Annotated in this window: 21 protein-coding genes; all 21 read right to left on the reverse strand. The window is 46.8% G+C overall.

What is annotated here, in order from left to right; translation table 11 throughout:
• Nucleotides 1–292: 292 nt before the first annotated feature.
• Entirely contained in the window at nt 293–1,594 is a 1,302-nt protein-coding gene (locus tag T525_RS0112615) for a flagellin (RefSeq protein WP_027407467.1), read from the reverse strand.
• Nucleotides 1,595–1,669: 75 nt separating this feature from the next.
• Nucleotides 1,670–2,014 (reverse strand): hypothetical protein, encoded by a 345-nt coding sequence (locus T525_RS0112620; protein WP_027407468.1) that lies wholly within the window; start codon nt 2,012–2,014, stop codon nt 1,670–1,672.
• 1 nt (nt 2,015) lies between these two features.
• Nucleotides 2,016–2,402, reverse strand: coding sequence for a flagellar export chaperone FliS (fliS, locus tag T525_RS0112625; RefSeq protein ID WP_027407469.1), 387 nt, complete (start codon nt 2,400–2,402; stop codon nt 2,016–2,018).
• Between the two features lie 19 nt (nt 2,403–2,421).
• Nucleotides 2,422–5,766 carry a flagellar filament capping protein FliD gene (gene fliD, locus T525_RS0112630; protein WP_027407470.1) on the reverse strand — a complete coding sequence of 1,115 codons (3,345 nt, stop codon included), beginning with the start codon at nt 5,764–5,766 and terminating at the stop codon, nt 2,422–2,424.
• 15 nt (nt 5,767–5,781) lie between these two features.
• Nucleotides 5,782–6,237 (reverse strand): flagellar protein FlaG, encoded by a 456-nt coding sequence (locus T525_RS0112635; protein WP_051533600.1) that lies wholly within the window; start codon nt 6,235–6,237, stop codon nt 5,782–5,784.
• 35 nt (nt 6,238–6,272) lie between these two features.
• Nucleotides 6,273–6,494 (reverse strand): carbon storage regulator CsrA, encoded by a 222-nt coding sequence (gene csrA / locus T525_RS0112640; protein ID WP_027397832.1) that lies wholly within the window; start codon nt 6,492–6,494, stop codon nt 6,273–6,275.
• A 3-nt stretch (nt 6,495–6,497) separates the two neighbouring features.
• Entirely contained in the window at nt 6,498–6,941 is a 444-nt protein-coding gene (gene fliW, locus T525_RS0112645; RefSeq protein ID WP_027407472.1) for a flagellar assembly protein FliW, read from the reverse strand.
• Nucleotides 6,942–6,987: 46 nt separating this feature from the next.
• The gene (locus tag T525_RS0112650) at nt 6,988–7,581 is read right to left on the reverse strand and encodes a DUF6470 family protein (protein ID WP_027407473.1); all 594 of its coding nucleotides are present in this window, start codon (nt 7,579–7,581) and stop codon (nt 6,988–6,990) included.
• Nucleotides 7,582–7,626: 45 nt separating this feature from the next.
• A complete protein-coding gene (gene flgL / locus T525_RS0112655) occupies nt 7,627–8,979 on the reverse strand; it encodes a flagellar hook-associated protein FlgL (RefSeq protein ID WP_037325660.1) in 1,353 nt (450 codons plus the stop codon).
• A gap of 30 nt (nt 8,980–9,009) precedes the next feature.
• Nucleotides 9,010–10,662, reverse strand: coding sequence for a flagellar hook-associated protein FlgK (flgK, locus tag T525_RS0112660; RefSeq protein WP_027407475.1), 1,653 nt, complete (start codon nt 10,660–10,662; stop codon nt 9,010–9,012).
• Between the two features lie 39 nt (nt 10,663–10,701).
• Nucleotides 10,702–11,169: a flagellar protein FlgN gene (locus T525_RS0112665; protein ID WP_027407476.1), complete on the reverse strand. Its 468-nt coding sequence runs from the start codon at nt 11,167–11,169 to the stop codon at nt 10,702–10,704.
• Nucleotide 11,170: 1 nt separating this feature from the next.
• On the reverse strand, nt 11,171–11,656 hold the full coding sequence (locus tag T525_RS0112670; protein ID WP_027407477.1) for a flagellar protein FlgN: 486 nt from the start codon (nt 11,654–11,656) through the stop codon (nt 11,171–11,173).
• A 36-nt stretch (nt 11,657–11,692) separates the two neighbouring features.
• Nucleotides 11,693–11,968, reverse strand: coding sequence for a flagellar biosynthesis anti-sigma factor FlgM (flgM, locus tag T525_RS15265; protein ID WP_037325661.1), 276 nt, complete (start codon nt 11,966–11,968; stop codon nt 11,693–11,695).
• Between the two features lie 238 nt (nt 11,969–12,206).
• Nucleotides 12,207–12,620: a hypothetical protein gene (locus T525_RS0112680; RefSeq protein WP_037325662.1), complete on the reverse strand. Its 414-nt coding sequence runs from the start codon at nt 12,618–12,620 to the stop codon at nt 12,207–12,209.
• A 208-nt stretch (nt 12,621–12,828) separates the two neighbouring features.
• Nucleotides 12,829–13,488, reverse strand: coding sequence for a ComF family protein (locus T525_RS0112685; protein ID WP_027407479.1), 660 nt, complete (start codon nt 13,486–13,488; stop codon nt 12,829–12,831).
• 218 nt (nt 13,489–13,706) lie between these two features.
• The gene (locus T525_RS0112690; protein WP_037325663.1) at nt 13,707–15,881 is read right to left on the reverse strand and encodes an ATP-dependent RecD-like DNA helicase; all 2,175 of its coding nucleotides are present in this window, start codon (nt 15,879–15,881) and stop codon (nt 13,707–13,709) included.
• 559 nt (nt 15,882–16,440) lie between these two features.
• On the reverse strand, nt 16,441–18,402 hold the full coding sequence (locus tag T525_RS0112695) for an ABC-F family ATP-binding cassette domain-containing protein (protein WP_027407481.1): 1,962 nt from the start codon (nt 18,400–18,402) through the stop codon (nt 16,441–16,443).
• A 26-nt stretch (nt 18,403–18,428) separates the two neighbouring features.
• Entirely contained in the window at nt 18,429–19,793 is a 1,365-nt protein-coding gene (locus tag T525_RS0112700) for an LCP family protein (protein WP_027407482.1), read from the reverse strand.
• A 506-nt stretch (nt 19,794–20,299) separates the two neighbouring features.
• Nucleotides 20,300–21,085: a histidinol-phosphatase HisJ family protein gene (locus tag T525_RS0112705; RefSeq protein ID WP_027407483.1), complete on the reverse strand. Its 786-nt coding sequence runs from the start codon at nt 21,083–21,085 to the stop codon at nt 20,300–20,302.
• 1 nt (nt 21,086) lies between these two features.
• Complete coding sequence (locus tag T525_RS0112710) at nt 21,087–21,341, reverse strand: TIGR03905 family TSCPD domain-containing protein (RefSeq protein ID WP_027407484.1); 255 nt, start codon at nt 21,339–21,341, stop codon at nt 21,087–21,089.
• A 21-nt stretch (nt 21,342–21,362) separates the two neighbouring features.
• Nucleotides 21,363–22,175 (reverse strand): 16S rRNA (adenine(1518)-N(6)/adenine(1519)-N(6))-dimethyltransferase RsmA, encoded by an 813-nt coding sequence (gene rsmA / locus T525_RS0112715; protein WP_051533613.1) that lies wholly within the window; start codon nt 22,173–22,175, stop codon nt 21,363–21,365.
• Nucleotides 22,176–22,260: the final 85 nt, after the last annotated feature.

Raw genomic sequence — 22,260 nt, forward strand, 5'->3', positions numbered from 1 at the left:
AAAGCGTTGGTGTTCTTGTTCAGAGTGTTCAGAGTGTTAATTGCGGACATGTTGTTCTTTACAACCATAGCCATGATAAATTCCTCCTTGATTTTAACAATTCAGGCATCCTTGCCTGTTTTTAACTTAATGAGCTCTTTTTTATAATTATTTGGCTCATTTTCATCTATCTGCAAATAATATCGGGAGATATTTCCTTTCCCTTAAATGCTTTTTAAAATTTTTTTAAAATTAAGCCGCCCCGGAGAGCGGCTTAATCGTTATTGCGTTGGATACTTCTATTCCAAAGCGATTACTGGAGCAGGCTGAGTACGTTGGAGCTGCTCTGGTTGGCCTGGGCCAGCATGGACTGTGCGGCCTGGAGCAGAACGTTGTTCTTGGTGTATTCAGTCATTTCCTTAGCCATATCGGCATCACGGATTACGGACTCTGCACTGGTTACGTTCTCACTTGCAGTGGTCAGGTTGGCCTGTGTGTACTCCAGACGGGACTCAGCGGCACCGATGGTGGTCTGCTGATCCAGAGCCTTCTGAATAGCTGCATCAAGAGCGTTAATAGCTGCATTGGCCTTCTCCTGATTACCTACGGACAAGGTGGAACCATCCTTACCCTGGAGGCCCAGAGCAGTTGCCTTCATATCAGTAAGGCCAACATTTATGGACTGTGCTGCCTTGGTGCCAATCTGGAGAACGATGGAATTGTCCTCAGACTTGTTCTGGGCACGGATGGACTCGTCAAATGCATCCAGTGAAGCATTGGCAGATTTGTTAACATTACCCTTATTGTCGGTAATGTACATGGTGAAGCCGGCAATCTGGCCATCAATACCACCAGAAGCGGAGTTAAGGGTGATACCGCTCTGTCCGGAGGCTGTGTAAACCACATTGCTGGAACCATCAATACCTATACGTGAGCTGGAGCCGGAAGCAACTACATTACCGGAGGTCAAGGTGGAAATTGCCCCTGCCAGGGTAGTGCCGGTACCTACAGTCATGGAAGAAGTATAGGTCTTGCCATCCTTAACATAGGATACAGTGACAGTATCAGTGGACTGAATATTAAGATCATCACCATTGCGGGCCTTCAGAGCTGTCAGGGCAGTACCGGTGGCAGTCTCAGTGGAAAGGCTCTGATTGGTCATAGCAGTAGTGGTCTGAGTGGTCTTCTTGTTATGGGAACCATCTACCAGATACTGGCCATTGAAGGTAACGTTTGCGTTGTCATTGATCTGGTCAATGGACTGGTCAAGCTCCTTCTGGATAGTAGCGCGGTCAGCGTCAGTGTTGGTATCGTTGGCTGCGTTAACTGCCTTTTCCTTCAAGGTCTTCAAAATTTCAACAGTTGAGCTTACAGCACCCTCGGCAACCTTCATCATAGAACCGCCGTTCTGGGCATTCTGATTTGCCTGATCCAATGAACGGATCTGAACCCGCATTCTTTCGGAAATAGCATAACCGGAAGCATCATCAGCAGCGCTGTTGATTTTCATACCGGAAGAAACTTTTTCCAGGCTCTTCTTCAACGCATTGGTATTCTTGTTCAGGGTGTTCAATGTGTTGATTGCGGACATGTTGTTCTTTACAACCATAGCCATAATATATTCCTCCTTGTCTTGTCTATAGTGGCTTCCTTGCCACTAGATTAAAATAAATATTTATAACCAAGAGAATTAATATTCTCGGTTAAACATATTACCAGCCGCCATATAACTTGTCATATCATAAGACTTAACAGTTTCATTATTATGACGGGATTTGTTCAGCCAGGAGCGGGCTTTGTACATTATCTGCATATCCATGGGCTTAATTTTCTCCCGCAATGCTGTCCCCTCCGGGCTGCGGGCAAATTCATGATCCGGAAGGGCCTGGAGCATTTCCATAAGCTGTTGACGCTGGTCAACCATGTCCAAAAAGGTATCAATCTCCTCCTGATCGATAAACTTCAGCAAATCCTTGGTAAGCTCCAGATACTTCTCCCATATTTCCTTTTCTGAAAAACGAGGCTTATCATCCATATTAAGATGCTCCTTTTTCCTTCCGGGCCTTAATCATGGCCTGAGCCCATGCAGAGCGCAGCTCCTTTATAATATCCATGCACTCAGTTACCTTTTCCGGCTTGCTCCTCATATTGGCCTCCACCAATGAATTATATACATAATCATATAGAGGCATCAGCTGATGGGCAATCTCGTATTTCATATCCAAGGTTACACGGAACTCATTAATGATATTCTCAGCCTTCTGAAGAGAGGTATTGCACTGCTCCCACTTTTTCTGTTCCATGGCCTCCAGCCCCTCCTTCATAAAGCGAAGACAGCCATCATATAACATAAGGGTAAGGGCCTCGGGGGTAGCAGTCATAACCTGCTGGCGTTTATATGCTTCTGCAGCATTATTCATCATAATACAAATCTCCTAACTATCAGGAAAATGATCCACTAATATAGCCAAGCTGCATATTGAGTTTGGACAAAGCCACCTCCATAGCATCATAGCGCTTATAGAGCTTGTTCTCGTAGGAGGTCATCAATGTCTTGAAGGACTCCATCTTGCTCTGCATCTGGGTTATGAGCTTGCCAAGGTAACTCTGGTCATCAGTATCCTTGGAGGTACCCGCAATATCAGAAATCTTCTTCATGTGGGTAGTCATAACGCTATCCAATCTGTTGGCTATACCAGTATTGGCATAATCCACTCTCTTCTGGGCATCTGTAATTTTGTTTTTGTTGGTGGACCCGGCAATGTAAGAGCTGTCCTGATCGGAAGCAAATAGCTGATAAACGCAGTCCGGATCAGCCGCCAAAGCCTTCTTCAGCTTGTCCGTATCAAGGGTAAGATGCCCCTTAGTATTGGTAGTGGTAATACCAATGGAAGACAGGGTATTGTACTCGCTTTCCACTGCATCCACCTTGGTATAGATGGCTTCACGCATGGCACTTACCAGACTTTGGATTTCGCTGTTGTGATAAAGGAGACCTGACTTGGCCTTCTCGTTCCACTTTTCTATCTGCTTTTCCGTCATTTCATCCTCTTGGCGCTTGCTTAGAGGCTTATAGTCGGAATATTTCTTCTCTGAAAGCTTTTCATTAAGGGAATCGAGGAGCTTGTTATAGTCATCAACAAAGCTCTTTACATAATCAACAATCTTGTCAGTATCCTGACTTACGCTGACTGTAACTTTTTTCCCAACCACATCTTTAGTGCTATCAAGGAAAGTATAGGTAACACCAGCCACTGTAAGCTTGTTGGTATCATTGTCATAGGTCTTGCCATCAATCTTCACAGAGGCATTGGTGCCTGCCCAAATATGTAACTGGCCCTGTTCCTCCTTGTACTGCTTGGATGCCTCAATTTCAGCAATGCCCATCTTGGATACCAAAGCACTACCCAAAGCATCGCCTCCTGTTAATACAGCATCACCGGCCGCATTGTTAAGAGTAAGCTTTCCAGTGGCAGAATCATAGGACGCTGTTACACCTGTATCACCAGTTTTGGCATTGATCTTACCAACCAAGCTGCTGAAATCAGCCGTTCCCTTGAGAGTACCGGAACCAGTGGTGTCAAACAGATCAGCATACGAAAATTCAACAGTTTCTTCACTGGTACCATTACCCACCTTTAAGGTAAAGGCTATATCAGTAGTATTAACTGTTTCGCTGTTACCATCTGCCTTTTTAACCGTCAAAACACCATCTTTCATTTGAGCGGTAAGGCCTAATTTAGATGCCAAACTGTCATCAGAGCTGGTGGCAGTTACACGGGTAATACCAGTTGAGGTCTTGTATGCCATGCTAGTGGTATTCCCTGGCTGGAGGTTCAACCCACCAGACACATCCACTGTTTTACCATTAGCATTGGCAATATTGGTAATGGTAACAGAACCATTGGTATTTAGCAGGCTAAAATTACCATTATCATATTTGGCCTCAATGTTTAAGTGAGCAGCCTCAGCCGCTTTATTAATCTTAGCCGCCAAAGCACTAAGGTTATTGGACGGATTTCTCATCGTGGTTTCTGGCTTAGTGCTTCCCTGTTGAACAATATTGCCAGTAGATGAGGTAACAGCCAAATTGTTTCCGCCATTGTAATCGAGTGCAGAATAATCAACGATATCGCCGTAGGTAATATTTACTGTAGTAGAATTGGTACCATCGCTGATATCAAAGCTAAATAAGATTTCATCTTTCTTACTTTGCAGGTCTGGGTTACTTGTAAACTCGACATTGGTCCCAGTCTGTGTACCCACTACAACAGTATTATTGGCAGAATCTCGCACAGACAATGTATAAGTTTCGGATGCGCCGGCCACCGGAGTCTTCTTAATTCCAGTGGCGAGACTGAATATATCTGCCAAATTATTGCTATTAGTAGTTGTCAGATAAGTAAGACTTGGGCTGGTAGCCAGATTCAGACTATTAATCAACTGATCAGCCACACCCTGATTTACACCAGTTCCATTAGCAGTAAGCTCTGCCTGCCCTGCTGGATTGCTCAATGAGAAGCTGTCCTTAATAGCATCATATTGGGCAGTTATTTTCATGCCAGCACTTTCAGCGGCTGTATTAATTTTTGCAGCCAAATCATCGAGACCTGCATTGCCACTTAAACTGGATTTACTTCCAACTTCACTGAGGCTGAATAACTCACCAAGTGTAAACTTAACCTCAGCACTGGTTGTTCCATCACTAAGGTTCATGGAAAATGCAGTAGCATCGGCCTCATTACCAACCGGATTGCCATCAGCATCAGTGGTAAAAGTACCTAAAACTTGGTTATTCTTGTCCTTAACAGTGATGGTATAATTGTCACCGTTTTTCTCAGAAGTAGCCGTTAATCCCAATACATCCTTCATACTGGTTGATTGGGCAGTGCCTTCAATAGAAGTGAGATCCACAGATGCCACTGTTGTTGGCATAACTGTTGGCTCCTGGAAGGTAATTTTTCCGCCAATACTGCCATCAAGTGCATCAACTGCGCCCAAGTTTAAATTATTAAACAAGGTTACTGTATTACTGTTTCCTACGGTAATGTCAATAACATTGTCCTTACCGCTGGTCTTGTTGTAAAGACTGAAGGAATCATTGGCAGTATCATAACCACCCTGAATGTTGGCACCAGTTCTGGCAATAGCACTGGCAAAATCATTCAGAGTCTTTTCATCCTTAAATAAATCATCATAAGTATAGGTAAGAGTATACTCCGTATCACTGCCCGCAGTATCCTTTAACTTCAATGAAATGGCAATGTCATCGCCATTTACATTGATGCCTGTACCATCAGCCAAATTAACATTGTAATAACCACCATGCTCATCCGACTCACTAAGCTTTGTAAAGCCCTTGAAAATAACATCTGCCAGTTTGTTACTGGTCTGTGCTTCAGTGTTGTTTCTGGTAACACCAAGATTTTTCCCAGAACTGTCCTGAGTCGTCAGCAAATAAGCATTACTTGCCACGGACTCAACAGTAACAGTATGGTTCATGGCCGCGGCCGCACCATTAGCTGTGGCAGTTACCACGCCGGTGTTGGAGCTGGATGCCTGCATGGCGTTCATGTTGGACTGCATCTTATAAGTGGACAGAGTACCATACTTATAGGTGGTCATGTCCATATATACATCATTGTAGGCTTCCTTGAGCCACGTGTTTGCAATTTCTTGCGATTCCAGCTTGTCATACTGCTTGTTTTTGGAGGACATGCCCATTTTTACCAGGGATTCAATGTCCAGACCTGAGCCTGACAAGCCATAAATTCCGTTTACGCCCATTTTAAGGACCCCCTTTTACGCGTTACGATCGAGGAAAGCACCCAGCCATTCCTGAGCCTTTATCATACCCTCTACCATTTCTTCAGGTGGGTATTCCTTAATAACCTCATTTGTCTTTTTGTCAATCATCTTGACAGACATTACATTTACTTCCTTGTGATACTGAAATTCCAGATCACAATTGAGCTTGCTCATAAGCTCGTTGAGTTCCTTTGTCATTTCGCTGACAAATTTCTCATTGATATTGTCCAAGGCCTGACGCTTTGGATCTTCTTCCTTTTGTTCGTTGTCTGCTTTGCCTGCGTCCTGGTTTGCAGTAATCTTGTCAAGGGTGCTGGCCTCATCTGCTTTTATATCAACAGGTGCCACTTTGCTTTCAACTGGCTCCACTGTTCTCTTCTGGCTAGCCCCATTGTCCATTGCTGAAACAACAACTGCCGCAGCTGTCATGTCTGAAATGCTTCCTACCACTTTGAATCCCTCCATAGAAAAAATATTATAATCCTTTATTTCGGTAACGCCTGAGACAAATCTATGTTGTCTGCCGGAGCCGCTGCCTTGCGATTTTCATCCTTGATGACTTTATAGATTTCGCCTCTGTAGACCTTTACACTGCGAGGGGCGTCGATGGCTATACGCACATTGTCGCCATTTACCTCAACAATATTGATAACTATGTCATCCCCGATCATAATCTGTTGCTTCGGGTGTCGCGTAAGTACCAGCATATTCTATTCCCCCTTTTCCTCTGGGAACAGTCTATGCTTCGTTGTGTAGCTTGACTTTTCCAACACAACCTGTTTTGCCTTCATATTGGACTGGTTTATCACTATTGGTGCCAGAAGATTTGTGGTCATATTTTTTACGCCCGTTGGCGGTATAGTAATAAGTGAACAAACCAGCACATCTGTATCATTGGTAACATCCAGTGCTTCCATGCTGGCATCATCCAACTCGAAGGTGTAATCCGGGAAAAATACAAATGGATCTGTCATGAGAAAGGCCAGTTCTGGTGTGGCTGCTGACTGTAAAAACAGATACGGGCTCTCCTCATCGTATGGGAGAATGGCAAAATCCCTCTCATCCTCAAATGCGGGAATGCCATGTTCAAAGGTAACGATAGACTTCTCTTCAACTTCGATTTCACCAAATCTGGTAGTATTAAGCTTTCTCATTTACGTCCTCCAATGTATAAACCTCATCCGGGTGCTCCGCACCCTATCATACCCTCATATCATAGTGGCCTACTGAAATCCACTGATTTACATAACCCTTTCTCGCCAAGGTGGTCTGGGCCGATCCCGGACGATTTTCAATCTCCGGAGTAGCTGTACTCTTGATGCTGGTGGTATCACTGCCAGGATCCATCCTTCCCTTTATCTCTGATGGATGAACTGTAATTACAGGATCCGGAATCTTTACAGCCTCCCATTTTGGCCACTGTAAAATCTCGCCTCTCAGCCGTGATCTGGCTTCATTCCCTATAAGATTGGCCCCAGGATGTGCCCCATTCTTGGCAAAATTCCAGCCAGACTGGGTAAGTCTCGATGTATTTGCCTGTACGTCGCTGAAGCCTTCACCGCCATATTTTTTTGCAAAATCGTCATGATTCAAAAAGCCATAGGTCTTGCGGCTGTTATAGGTGTCAATATCTATCTCCACCTGGGTGGCGGCCACGTCCGCCAATGGTGGATCATAATGTCGGTGCAACTCTGCAGGACGAAAGGTGTTTTTTATGGCCCTGGGCTGCTCCTGATGAATACTTATCTGGGGCAGCTCATGGGATATATTAAGATATTTCATTTCTGCCAGCATGGTATTCACCTCTTTTTTATATCATCGAAAAATTAATCTACATTATTAATGTAGGTAATCTGCCAAAGTACCAGGGAGAATCTTGGACCCCACTGACAAGGACAAGCTGTAAATAGTCTGATACTCCATAAGCTTGGTGGCAAGATATGCCACGTCTGTGCTGGAAACATCAGTAATATCGCTGGTAATGGACTCATCCTGAGTGGTGAGCATATCAGATGCTGCCGTATAGGCCTGCTGACGGGCTGCCATGGTGGTCTGCGCCCCCAGAACCTGGGCATGGGCTGCATCACTGATAGTAAGGCCATCATTGGCTGCCCAATGATAATCTGCTGCTTCAATTTTGGACACTGTATATAGCAGCTCATTGAGCATTGCTGTACCAGAAGCAGTGCCACCTGTATAGCTTAATCCCGGAGTATCAAAAATATCACTGCCAAATACATCCTGACCTGTCTGATTTACAGAATCAGTAGCCCTGTCTATACCACCGGTTTTCTTAACCATGGAAATATACTTGGCATCCCCTTCATAACTCACAATATACTGGGCAGATGTAGAAAATTTCAGCGTAACGTTTTGCCCATCGACACTTATGGTAGCAGAGAAGGATGTTCCATTATGGTTAATAACACCATTTTTATCAAAATACTTACTTACAGTGTCTGTGCCACCAGTGCTGGGATCAAAACTCGCTACAGAGCCAGCCTCATCACCAGCTACTACATGTTTCTGGCCCTTAGCTACCCTGTCCTTGAAGCCATTTTCCATAAACTCCTGGGAATATACTTTGCCATCAGTTACATTTAAATAGTAGTAACCAGCATCGCTGCCGTCCGCATTAGTCCCCTTTAACTTCAACATCTGGGTTACAGTCGGCTTATCACTGGCTGTGTAGAAAAAATCCTGCTGGGCTTCGCTGAGGGTCTTGGTCTCGCCACGCTGCTCCGGGCTGTCAGAAATACGGAATGGCATGGTGGTATCAGACTGGCCGGAGAATAAATATCTGTCACCAATCTGGGCATTCATATCAGCCACCACTTCCTGCACACTTGCCAACAGTTCCTTGGCAATATCGTGCATATCGTCCTCGTTATTGGTGGAGTTACCAGCTGCAACAACCTTCCCCTTAAATTCTTTCATGCGTTCAGTTACATTAATAAGAGCTGCGTCGCTGTTCTTCATCCAGGAAACTGCAGTGGTAATGTCATCCTGGAACTGCTGCACGTTGGTAAGGGAATTCTGATATCTTAAATATTTGGAATAACCAACGGAATCATCGGAAGCGCGGTGGAGCTTCTTGCCGTCACTTTGCTCAAAGAGCTTGGTGTAGGTCTCATAAGAGCCATTCAGCTGCTTCAGATAATTATGGGTCATCATTGTGCTGCTAATACGCATAATCTATACCTTAACCTTTCTTATCCGTTATTATCTGCCTACTACACCAGTGCTGTTAATAAGCCTGTCAAGCATTTCATCCATGGTGGTAAGGCAACGGGAGCAGGCTGCATAGCCCTGCTGGAAAGTAATCATATTTGTAAGCTCCTCATCCCAGTTTACACCGGAGGTGGCTTCACGCAAATTTTCAATCTGGGTCATAAGGTCACTCTGGAATTCCACCTTGTTATTCATATTCTCAGTGGCGGAACCCAGTGTGGTCATGCTGGTATTATAGTAGCTGTAGAAGGACTCATCACCAATGGCACGCTTGCCGGCACTTGGATTTAATCCTTCAGTTTGAGCCGCCTGACCTGTATTTTTTAAAACGCAGTTAAACAGCGTACTGATCCATACGGCATTGGAACCATCAGCTACACCATTTACATCACTCTTATCAGAGGATGAAGCGCCAGGAGCAGGGTCTGCACCTGTTGTATCTGTAGCAGTTCCAGAACGGGCTGCCAATAACTTATGACCATCGGTGGCAGTTAAATCCTGGTTAATAGTGAGCTCCTTAATAATCTGGATACCACGCATGGAAGTTGTTACACCACCACTCGTTTTGGTCATGTGCAAATCATCTGTATTAGTACTATCCCAGACATAGGATGCACCAGTCTCACCATAGAAATTATCACCCTTTTTAATTGTGGTAGTAGTACCAGCGGTGGTTTCCTCAAGGGTGTAACCAGCCTTATGCTGTGCATTGAGGCTTGTCAGGAGGAAGCCTGCCATATTGGCCAATCTGTCCAGATACTCCTTGTCCTCATATATGGACTGAATCTGGCCATACAGCTCGCCATTTCCAGGGTTAAATGGTATATCGGATTCCTTTATATTAAGGGTGTAATCGCTGATACCATAAACTTCATTATTTAAAGGCTTGGAAACTGCAATGGTAACCTTGCTGGTTCCGTTTACAATGGTGGTACCGTTGCAAACCAGATTATACATACCATTTGGAGTTTCGTTAACACTTATATGCATTATCTTGGATAACTGGTCCACCAGCAAATCACGCTGGTCACGAAGGTCATTGGCGTTGGAGCCATTGGCTTCCATTTCCATAATCTGGCCGTTCAGTACAGTTACCCTGTCTGTCATACTATTTATATTATCAACGCTGAGAATAATCTCTTCGTACACGGATTCAATCTGGGACTGAACCTGGGTTGCTGTTGCATTGAGAGTCTCAGCAAAATTGTATCCTGCATTGATTACGTTCTGACGGCTGGATGCGGTACTTGCAGTGGTGGAGCAATCCACCCATGCCCTGTAGAATTTTTCCATGGACGCCTGCAATGAATTGTCATCAGAATCGTTGAAAATTGTCTCCAGCTTGGAATAGTTTCTTGCCTTGGCGTTGTAATAGCCATCAGTAGTATTTTCCTTCCAATACTGGCGGTCTGCGTAAATATCCCTGGCACGGGCTATGCTGTATACGCCAACGCCGCTGCCAATCTGATTGGCCCTGGAATAGGACCAGACGGTCTGTGAACGAGTAGCTACTGAATTTAACTGCTGACGGGAATACCCCTCAGTGCTGGAATTACTGATATTGTGACCTACTGTGTTTAAGCCTACTCTATTGTTCTGAATACCACTTACCATGGTATTGAGGCCATGAAATGTGCTTAACATAATTCTCTCTCCTGTCTAAAATGTTTTTTACTTGAGCCCTCAGACTCCGGTATCAAACATCTTTCTCCCCTGAACAGGCATCCCACCGTTATCGCCCGGTGTTCCGTAGGTCACCCCCGCACTGGTCTGGGTCATTACATTGATGCTATAGTCGATAAATTTTGTATGTCTATCTAAAAACTGCATATTTTTGGAGTTGATTCCCTTCAACTCCTGCAATAAATCTTCCTGTTTAACAAGCAATGCACGGAGCACCCCCTTCTCCTGGGATAATGGCTGTTTTTCCAGCCAATCCGTCAGATTCCGGGAATTGGACTCCGCCATAATGGCATCTTTTCGCTTGTCCAGGCTGCTTATCTCTATCATTATTGGTTCCATCTCAGCAGACAGCTTCCTTGCTGCTTCTGCGTCGGTGTGAACCAGTTTTTCCTTCTGTGATTTTGCCAGCTCCAATAGTCTGCCCAACAAAATAAGCTGCTGGCGAAGAATATCGATTATATCCTTCATACTACACCTCAAGATCAAAGTTCTTTTCGTGAGTCACTTTTTCCTGTCCCGACTGGCCATAGGATGGTTCCACTGCAGTGCCCCCAAGCTGATTAAGCTTGAAGTTGATAACGTTCAAAGCTGCGGATATCATAATCTCGTTATTCTCCTGAAGCGCCTGAACCTTCTTAACAACGTCTTCCAGTGTCTTATGGGTACGCTCCAGTACGTCACGCATCTTGTCGTCTCTGCATTGATTCCATACATCCTTCATCACCATGTCAGGGTGTATCTTAACGTATTGCTTCGCCAGCTGGTTTATCACATCTTGACGCTTATTTTCTGCTTTATTGATTTCTTCAATGATAGTCTGCTCCTGGAGGACTATTTTCTCCAAGGATTTCAGATCCACTGCCGCCAAAACTGAGCGTTTCTCCTCGCCCAGCTTCTGGAGCTTCTGATACTCAGTTATCAGTGTGGCTATAACCTTTGCTAAATCCTGCCACATTTCGATGCATCCCACCTCTCTGGCAAAGCCACCCGTTTAGAAACGGCAATTCAACATGCTTGATGCCAAGTCATAGCTGCTTACGTGGTAATTGCCCGCAGCAATCATGTTCTCCAATTCTGCCACACGGTCAGAACGGACATCATCCATAGCATTGAGCTTCTTCAGCATCTCACTGGCATTCTGGGCCTTGGAGGAAATGTGAATCTCGTCACCCCTAACCTCCTCGCGCTCAGTGTGAGCCACCTTGTTGGTGCTGCGATGGTTTGCATAAACACTTGCAATTCCCTGAAGGTTATTGTTTATAATCATGGTATTTCACCGTCCTTTTTCTAAAATTATGACCTGATTTCTATTTACAAAAGGAGACACTTCTAGCCTCTACTCAGGTTCTAATCTTTTATCGAAAAAAAAAACAGGATCCTTAAATCCTGTTTTTAAAAATATCTTCTTATATAAGAGTAAATCAAAAAAATCTGAAAAAATACTTTATTTCACGCTAAAACAGGGCAAATTCCATGGGAATTTCCCCTGTTAAACAAAGCCAATTTTACTGACGGAAATCCCTGCCAGCATTGTACATAGTACGGCTGCGGTCCACCTTGGCAGCAGCTGCTGCAGCCTTCTTGGACTCCAGCTTTGCAGCCTGATCCAGCAAATCCTGGGAACACTTTTCACAGAAACGGCCAGTGTAAATTTCCTCGCCGCACTTTTCGCACGGATAAGTAATAACCGCACCACCGCTGTTGATGAAACGGCCATTTTTCAGCATACGAAGAACAACCTTCTCCTTAACGCCAGTTTCCTCAACAATCTGGGTAATACTGCATTTATCATGATCGCGAACATAAGTATGTACAATCTGCTCCTGCTCCAGCTCCAGATCGTAGCAAGCCGGACACATCTTCTGGCCAACCTCTAAATAAAGCTTTCCGCACTCCGGACAATTCTTCAGCTTATTCATAATAATCACTCCCGATTCGCTTTTCTATATCTGCTCTAAATATATTCTTGACTATATTATACCATCAATCGTCTTTTTGAGAGAACGTTTTTATTATAACTCAATCATCAATATTTTGCCATAGGCAAAATATTTTATGTAAGTTAGCTGATAACCAAAAAATATATAATATTATCTCTTTTGAGCCTATTTTTATTCGAATTATTGATTATTTATGACCAGATGCTATTACCAGCCCAAAAATCTGTTTTGCCCCGGCATCCCGCAGCACCTTCCCGCACTCAGCAAAGGTGGCACCTGTGGTAAAGATATCATCCACCAAAAGCACTCTCTTGCCCTTAACCAGACGACGGTGCTTTTTATCTGCCACTGCAAAGGCACCTTTAATATTTTTCTTGCGCTCGGCAAATTTCAGTCCAAACTGAGGACGGGTTTCATGGACCCGCCGCAGCACCTCCCAGATTTCCAGTCCGGAATTTTTCAGGGCATCCTCAAAAAACAGCACGCTTTGATTAAAACCCCGCTGTTTTATTTTGCTTTTATGGAGAGGCACCGGTACCACAATATCTATATCTTTCAAATCCAGCTTTTCCATGCCCTTTTCCACGAAAAACTGCAGTGCCTTCACAGCATGCTTCTTTTTCTCGAATTTGGCATCGGCAATAAGCTTCTTCACCGGATCCTCATAATCGCAAAAACTCATGACGCCGCCGTCAAAAATCTTCCCAATTGCATCGTCCAAGGGCAGCTGCCATGGCTGAAGTATTCTGTTTAGACAATCCTCACACCACTGCCCGTTGTGCTTCACGGAAGCCCTGCACCCGGGACACTTTGGTGGGTAAAGAAAATTCAGTATTGTTTCAAGCATAGCTTAATCCTCTAGTACAGTAACTAAATTTATTAGCCGGGGGAATTTTTTTCGTCTGGAGTCACTGGGCTGTTTGCCGAAGGCTCATCATGGGCACTGAACTTATATATGTCACGATGTGAGAACGGCTCTGCCGACAACTAAAAAGCACTGTAAATATAGTGCATGATGATTACAGCACAGTGACGAAGCCGAAAAATGTTTCCCCGGCATTGGTACTACAGTGAATGGGCCAGGCGTTCAGCCAGCAGCGTGTAGCGGCGGCGGGTTCTGTCATTGGCCACGGCAGTATTTAACGCCGCCTTGGTCCCAATCAGAATCACCTTTTTCTTGGCTCTGGTAATAGCCGTATACAGCAGATTTCTCTGGAGCATAATCCGATGCCCTGGCACCAGGGGCAAAATCACCACAGAATACTCACTGCCCTGGCTCTTATGCACACTCATGCAATATGCCAGCTGCAGCTCACTGAGCTCTGCCTTCTCATAAACCGCCTTCAGATCATCCCCGAAACGGGCCGTAACGCTGGTCTCACTCATTTCCTCAATGAAACCGATATCCCCGTTAAAAACGCCCTTATCGTAATTATTTTTTGTCTGCATCACCTTGTCCCCCAGCCGGAAGCTGCGGATACTGCTGACGAATTCCGACTTATAGGAGGCAGGAGGATTAAGGGCACTCTGAAGCCTTTTATTTAAATTCTCCACCCCGCAGGCCTGACGGTGCATTGGAGAAAGCACCTGAATATCCTCCATTGGGGAATAGCCCTGCTTTGGCAGAATATCACGGCAAAGGCTCACAATCTGGTACTCCACCGCCTCTGGATTATTAAGCTCTATGAACTCAAAATCGCTGTTTGGATTATCCGAAGTATCGGAAAATCTCGGCACCCGCCCCGCATTAATGGCATGGGCATTCATAACAATGCTTGAAGCCTCGCTCTGGCGGAAAACCTCTGTAAGGCAAACGCTGGCCACCACACCACTTCTGAGAATATCCTTCAGCACGGACCCCGGCCCCACCGCCGGAAGCTGGTCCACGTCACCCACAAGGATAACATGGCATCCCGCCGGCACTGCCTCCAGAAAATGGCGCATCAGCACAATGTCCATCATGGAAACCTCATCCAAAATAATGGCATCCGCCTCCAGCTGGTCATCAATATCCCTGCCAAACATGGCCCCCTCAGAGGAATCTCCCCCCTGGGCCTCCAGCATACGATGAATGGTGGAAGCCTTACGTCCTGTGGCTTCGCTTAACCGCTTTGCCGCACGGCCCGTAGGGGCCCCCAGAATAATTTTCATTCCCTGGGCCTCCAGCATGTCTATCATGCCACGGATAACAGTGGTTTTTCCCGTACCAGGCCCCCCTGTCAATACAAAGATACCATGCTCAAGTACCCCTTGTATAGCCTCTTTTTGCTTATAAGCAAGGGTTATGCCCGTATTCTGCTCCCACTGCTCCACTAATTTAAGTGAATTGCCCACATTTATGGGCTCGGCCTTTTTCTGCAAAAACAGCAAATGCTCCGCTGTTTCCACCTCCGCCTGATAGAGGTATTCCGGATAAACCAGAATATTATCCCCCACCACCTCCTGGTTGAGAACTCCCGTGGCCAGATCCTGCTTCATCACTTCCCAAATAGTATTACGGTGAATACCAAGAGCCTTCTCCACCTCGTCCACCAGGAGATTTTCCGGCACACAGCAATGGCCGGAGAGGGAAATGCGCTGGAGCTGAAATTCCAGGGCCGCCGAAACCCGCACAGGGTCATCCGCCTGCATTCCGATTCCCGCCGCAATAGCATCAGAGGTAGCAAAGCCCACACCATCTATTTCCCGCGCCAGACGATATGGATTTGACTCCATTACCTCTACGGAAAATGAACCATACTGGGCGTAAATCTTTCCCGCATAAATTCCCGACACATTGTGCTGCTCCAGCCAGATCATAATCTGGCGAAGCTCAGCCTTCTCCATATAAGAATCGTGAATTTTCTTGGCGGTCTTGGGGCCAATGCCGCTGACTTCCTTCAGACGGTGGGGTGCCTTTTCAATAATCTCCAGGGCATCTCCACCAAAGTAGGAAACTATGCGCTTGGCATTTACAGGGCCTACTCCCTCAATGGCACCGCTGGCCAAAAAACGCTCTATGCCCTCAAGAGAAGTAGGGGCCGCCACCATCATGTGCTCAGCCTTAAACTGTTGGCCAAAGCGGGGGTGCTCCACCCAATTGCCCTTCAGCTCCAGCTGCTGTCCCTGCAGCGGCGGTTCCATTTGCACCGTCACAGTAACCAGGCCCCGCTGCCCATCAGGACGCAGGCGAAACACACTAAAGCGCCCGTCAGAACTGGCAAATATTATATTTTCAACAGAACCCTGAAGTTCTTCCATACAAAACACCTCAAATAAAGGTATATTTTACTATTGGCGGGGAGGATTCTATGAATAAGCGTAGCTCAAAAATGGCACATCAGCACATCACTTATTAACGCCGAAATGAAGTGGCTGACGGCCCACCACCGTCAATACTAAATCGAAGCTTGTAGCCATATTGATGTGACACTGGCACAGCGCATAAATAGCTTTTTCTGCGATTGGCAGGGGAGGATTCTATGAATAAGCGTAGCTCAAAAATGGCACATCAGCACATCACTTATTAACGCCGAAATGAAGTGGCTGACGGCCCACCACCGTCAATACTAAATCGAAGCTTGTAGCCATATTGATGTGACACTGGCACAGCGCATAAATAGCTTTTTCTGCGATTGGCAGGGGAGGATTCTATGAATAAGCGTAGCTCAAAAATGGCACATCAGCACATCACTTATTAACGCCGAAATGAAGTGGCTGACGGCCCACCACCGTCAATACTAAATCGAAGCTTGTAGCCATATTGATGTGACACTAGCGCAGCGCATGAATAGAACCTCCCCTGCCAGGACCCGTAACTTCACGCTTCGGTGAGCTGCTCCCACTTCTCATACCACTCATCCAATTCCTTGGTCTTGGCCTCGTATTCCATTGCAATTTCCACGCTCTGCTCCGGATCCGCCTGTATCTGTGGGCTGTTCATGGTCAACTCCAAATTCTTCAAATCCATCTCAATGGTAGCAATCTGAGCCTCTGCCCGGTGTATCATCTGAGCCCGCTTATCGTCGCTCATGCTCTGGATAGCCCCCTTCTTGGCATCAGCCCTGGCCTGCTGTTCCCGGGTCTTGGCCCTCTCTGCCTCCGCTTCAGCCTTTGCCTCTGACTTGGCCTTTTCACGGGCTATGCGGTCCTTTGCTGCCTGCTCCTCAGCCAGCTCCGCCGCTTCCCTGGCCTCCTCGTCCTTCTTCTCACGATAATAGCTGTAATTCCCATCATACTCCCGCAGCTTCCCGTCAGAAAGCTCCAGCACGCAGTTTGCCACCTTATCAAGAAAATATCGGTCATGGGACACGGTAATATAGGTCCCCGGGAAGGTGGACAAAGCCTCCTCCACCGCCTCCTTGGCGGGAATATCCAAATGGTTGGTAGGCTCGTCCAGTATCAGGAAATTTGCCCCCGTCATCATCAGCTTAAGGAAGGCAAGACGGGACTGCTCACCGCCAGAAAGATCACCGATAACGCGGAAAACCTCGTCCCCACGGAACAAAAAGGCCCCCAGATAACGTCTGGCCTGCTCCTCGTCAAGTCCGTATTCGTAAAGCATTTCATCCAACAGGGTACGCTCCATGTGAAGGCCCTCATGCTGCTGGGAAAAATAGCCAATCTTGACTCTGGAGCCAATCTTCAGCCGCCCCGTTGGGGATTCCAGCTCTCCCACCAGCAACCGGAGAAGGGTAGTCTTCCCCGCGCCGTTAGGGCCCACAATAGCCACCCCGTCCCCCTTCCTTATGAGCACATCAACGTGCTCGAAAAGGGTTTTGTCCGGGAATTTATAGGAAATATCCTCCAGCTCCGCCACCCTCTGGGCGCATTCAGCCGGGACATTAAATGCAAAATAATTGAAGGCCGCCGTCTCAGCCGGCTTCACAATACGCTCCAGGCGATTAAGCTGACTCTGACGTCCCCGGGCCTGTTTGGATTTAATACCAGCCTTGTATTTGCGGATATAATCCTCAGTCTTTTTTATGTACTCCTGCTGCTTTTCGTAGGCTGTAAGCTGGGCCGCCCGGCGCTGCTCCTTCACCTTCATGTAATAGGAATAATTGCCTTCGTAAGCAGTAAGTTCTTTGTTTTCAATCTCAAAAATGCGATTGGTGACCTTGTCCAAAAAGAAACGGTCATGGGAAATAATCAATACGCCGCCGGTGTAGCTCTGCAAAAATCCCTCCAGCCACTCGATCATCTCAATGTCCAGATGGTTGGTGGGCTCGTCCAGAAAGAGGAAATCCGGCTCACGCAAAAGGGCCTTGGCAAGGCATACACGGGTGCGCTGACCCCCGGAAAAATGCTCCACCCTGCGGTCAAAATCCTCCTCAGTAAAACCCAGGCCAAAGGCGGTACGGCGGATACTGCTCTCGAAATCGTAGCCCCTCATGTGTTCAAACCGCTCCACAATGCGGCCATACTGGGCCAGCTTTTCCTCGTCATGCTTTTCCGCCAGCTCAGCCTCCAGGGCCTCCTTGGTGGCAGCCAGGGCCATCACATCCGCAAAGGCACTTTTCAGCTCCTCATAGAGGGTACCCTTCACCTCCATATCAGCCTGCTGCTCCACGTAACCAATGGTGTCCACAGGATCCATGGCAATGGTTCCCTTGTCGTATTCATCTTTGCCCAAAAGGCACTTCATCAAAGTGGACTTGCCGGCCCCATTGGCCCCCACGAAGCCCACACGCTCCCCACGCTTTATTTCAAAGCTCACATCATTAAATAACTCGTCTATACCAAAGGCCTTGGACAGGCCAGTAACCTTAATTGTTCCCACGCTTATCCCGCGTTCCTTTCTCTATATCACTCAAAATCCTTGCCCACGTAAACCACGGCCTCCATCGGGTCAGCACCGTCCATAATGGTGCATGGGAACGGCATGCCGTAGAACCAGTTTACATTTGATTCATCTGTAACGATAATGGTGTGTTCACGATCGCTCTTATGACCCGTGTCCACTCCTGTAACGTTGAAGCCCTGATTCCTAAGCTTATTAACCATTCTGGCACCGGCTCCATTGACGCCGCTGTCATTAATAACCAGCACTGCAATCTGTCCTGGCCCCTCCGCCTTTCTGGAAGGCTTTTTGTTGGTTTTCTCTGACTCCGGAATCTCCTTATTCTCCTTGCCCTTGCTCTCATTGGTCTTATCAGCCTTGTTCTTCTTGGCCACAGTGCCCTCCGTCAGGCTCACAATGCCCTTTGGCAAGGATTCATCGTATTTTTTCTTCTCAGTCTCCGCATTCTGACGGGCATTATCGTCCAGCTCCTTGCCCATTTCCTCTGCCACCATTTCACGGAGGCCCATAATATCAGGCAGCCAGTAGCTTATATCATCAAGAAATGCCGGGGTTCCCGGTATCATCTCGGATTCCAGACCCTGCTCACGAACCTGCGGGAGAAGCTGGGAAAGGGAAAGCATCTCCGACAATGGCATATCCGTCTCCAAAGACTTGCTGATAACCTCAATAATCTTCGGCAGCTTCGGCAAGGTGGAAGGGTGAATCATCTTGGTCATAACCGCCTTCATAAAATGCTGCTGACGATTGATTCTGCCAATATCTCCCTCGCCATCACGGAAGCGCACGTACTGAATGGCCTTCTCCCCGGTCATGTGCTGCATGCCCGGATACAGGTCAATGACAAGTCCCCCGTTATCATCCCAAGGGTCCTCGTAATACATTCGCTTTTCCACGTCGATATCAATGCCGTCCAGGGCATCAATAATATTTTCAAAGGAGCTTAAATCTACAAGCACGTAATAATCCATGGGAATCCCCAGGAGTTTTTCCACCGTGCTACGGGTCAGCATGTGGCCCCCGTAGGCGTAAGCGTGATTTATCTTATCATAGCCATGGCCCTCAATTTTCACCCTGGTATCACGGGGCACCGACATTAGCTCCGTCTTCCCCGTTTCCTTGTTCACTGTAAGCACCATCAGGGTATCGCTGCGGCCGGTATCATCAATGCGCCGGTCCACTCCCATAATCATGATGTGAAGTACATCGTCATTTTTCTCAATCCCCGCCTCGGAAACCGCAGGCTGAACCGGAGCCTCCTTATTATCAAGGAAATAATGGGCCAGGGCTGCCACCAAAAAAGTGCAGACAATAGCCCCAATTATATATACACGTGTATAATCTCTACGCCGTTTGCGTGATATGCGCATTTAAAAGTCCTCTTTTCAAAATCATATATTGCAAAATGTGGATTTTACCACATCGTTTCATTATACCAAGCATAAAAAAAGAGGACAAGTAAAATACTTATCCTTGTAAAATTAACTAGCATAGTAGGTTACATATAATGGCGCAGGTGGCTGTTGGGGTGAACATTGAGTGACGAGCGTTAAGAAATCTTTTTCTTGCTATACCTTAATTATAGTGGGAAAAATCATTTGTTTGAGCGAAGCGAGTTATGATTTTTTCCGCTATATGAAAGCAAGAAAAAATTTTAGCGAGGAACGGCGTGAACCACGACAGTTACCTGCGCCATCTAAATCCAACAGTCCTACCCAATTATAACGCCATTGTTCAAATTTTTCTTCTTTAGAAGAAAAATCTTCCAATTAGCGTTTCAACGAGCTGGGAGATATTATCACCAGCTGTTGTAGTTTGTTTTCCCCCACCTAAAGAGGAAGGGGACATCTTAAAGCTCGTTATTAACTTTTTGCTTTTACTTGCTGTACTGGATTTTACGCTCTGAAAAATGCACCGGCCTTAGCCCGATGAAATCCACCATATCCTGGGCCATCTTAAAATTCATGCCCACATTTTCCGCTGCATGGGCATCGGAACCAATTGCAACATACTGCCCACCAAGCTCCTTGTAACGGGCATAAATCATCAGCAGTGACTCCGCCACTGCCTTGCTGTCCAGACGGCGGGTATTCAGCTCCAGCAACGTCCCCGCATCCAGCACATTCATCAGCACCAGATCCACCAGATCATGGAACTCACGATATCCGATTTCTTTGTCCTCGTAAGGTGAATAACGGCTGATGTAATCAATGTGCCCCAGCACGTCAATATAAGGATTGGCCTTCACCATATCCGCCATGATTTCCAGATAATGACCGTAGGCCTGCTCCTTCTTCTTATCCTCATAGTATTCGGGATAATAAAGATCCAGCTTGTCCACGGCGTGAATGGAGCCAATTACCTGGTCAAAGGGCACCTCTTTGATGAACTTTTTATTTGCCTCAATACTGCCGACAGTAAGTCCCACCTCAACTCCCAGCAGCAACGAATCATTCCTTAGAGCCTCATACTTTTCCCAGTATTCCCTGGCATCAAAAAGAAAGTCCATCTCCTTATAGTGCTTGGACTCTTTATAGTCGAAATCATAATGCTCCGTAAATATCAGGCCAATGCCCAATTTGCGGGCAGCCTCAATGGCGTCCTCCGCCTTCATATCCGAGTCAGAGGAAACCTCCGTATGGGAATGACAATCATAAATCATATTACAGCTGCTCCTTTGCCTGTTTTAAGGCCTTTGAAAGCTGGTCCGGACAGGAGGTCGGGCGGGCGCCGCAGCGAATGCCCTCCACCCGGCGGATAACCTCATCAATATCCATGCCCTCCACCAGCTTGCCGATGCCCTGAAGGTTGCCGTTGCAGCCCCCCACCACGCTGAGGTTATGGATTTTGTTGTCCTCGATGTCAAACTTCATAAGGCGGGAGCATACTCCCTGAGGTGCGTATTCAAAAGCGCTCATATAAATCCCTCCTACATACAGTTAAACCAAATTACTAACTACCAGCGCATCGGACAGGGCGGCGAATTCCTTTAACGTAAATGTTTCACCGCGGCGGCCGCTGTCTATGCCGCTCTTGGCAAAGGCTGCCTCAATGGCCTCCTTGGTGAAGCCTGCCCCCTTCATGGCATTGGCAATGGTCTTGCGGCGCTGTCCAAAGGCCGCCTTAACCACCTTGAAGAACATCTTCTCGTCCTTCACCTCCACCGCCGGCTTCTCCCGCACATCGCAGACGATAACTACGGAATCCACCTCCGGGGCCGGGATAAATGACCGTGGTGGCACATCAAAGGCAATATGTGGCCTGGTGTAATACTGCACTGCCACAGACAGGGCTCCGTAGGTCTTGCTCCCCGGCTTGGCAATCATGCGCAGGGCCACTTCCTTCTGCACCATAGTCACCAAAATGCTGATTGGCAAATGCTTTTCCAAAAGCTCCATTAAAATCGGGGTGGTAATGTAATATGGCAGATTTGCCGCCACCTTAAATGGCCCCTCCCCCATGATTTCCGGAATATTAACCTTTAAAATATCCCCTGGCACAATGCGAACATTGTCATAGCCCGCCAATGTTTCGGCCAAAACAGCGGGCAGCTTCTTGTCCAGCTCCACCGCCGTAACATCTGCCCCGGATTCTGCAAGGCCCTGGGTCAAGGTGCCGATGCCGGGGCCTATTTCCAGAATCTTGTCCCCTGGCTTCGCCCCCGCCGCATCCACAATGCCCCGGACTATATTGGCATCTACGAGAAAGTTCTGGCCCAGGCGCTTGCTGGCACGGAGATTAAAGGCCTTCATAATATGACGGGTTACGCTGGGAGTGGCAATGGTGGCCTTAAGGCCGTTTAAATTCAGCTTTTTGCCTCCATTAATTTCCCTATCC

The organism is Anaerovibrio sp. RM50 (genome assembly GCF_000622005.1).
In the GTDB taxonomy this organism is placed as follows: domain Bacteria; phylum Bacillota; class Negativicutes; order Selenomonadales; family Selenomonadaceae; genus Anaerovibrio.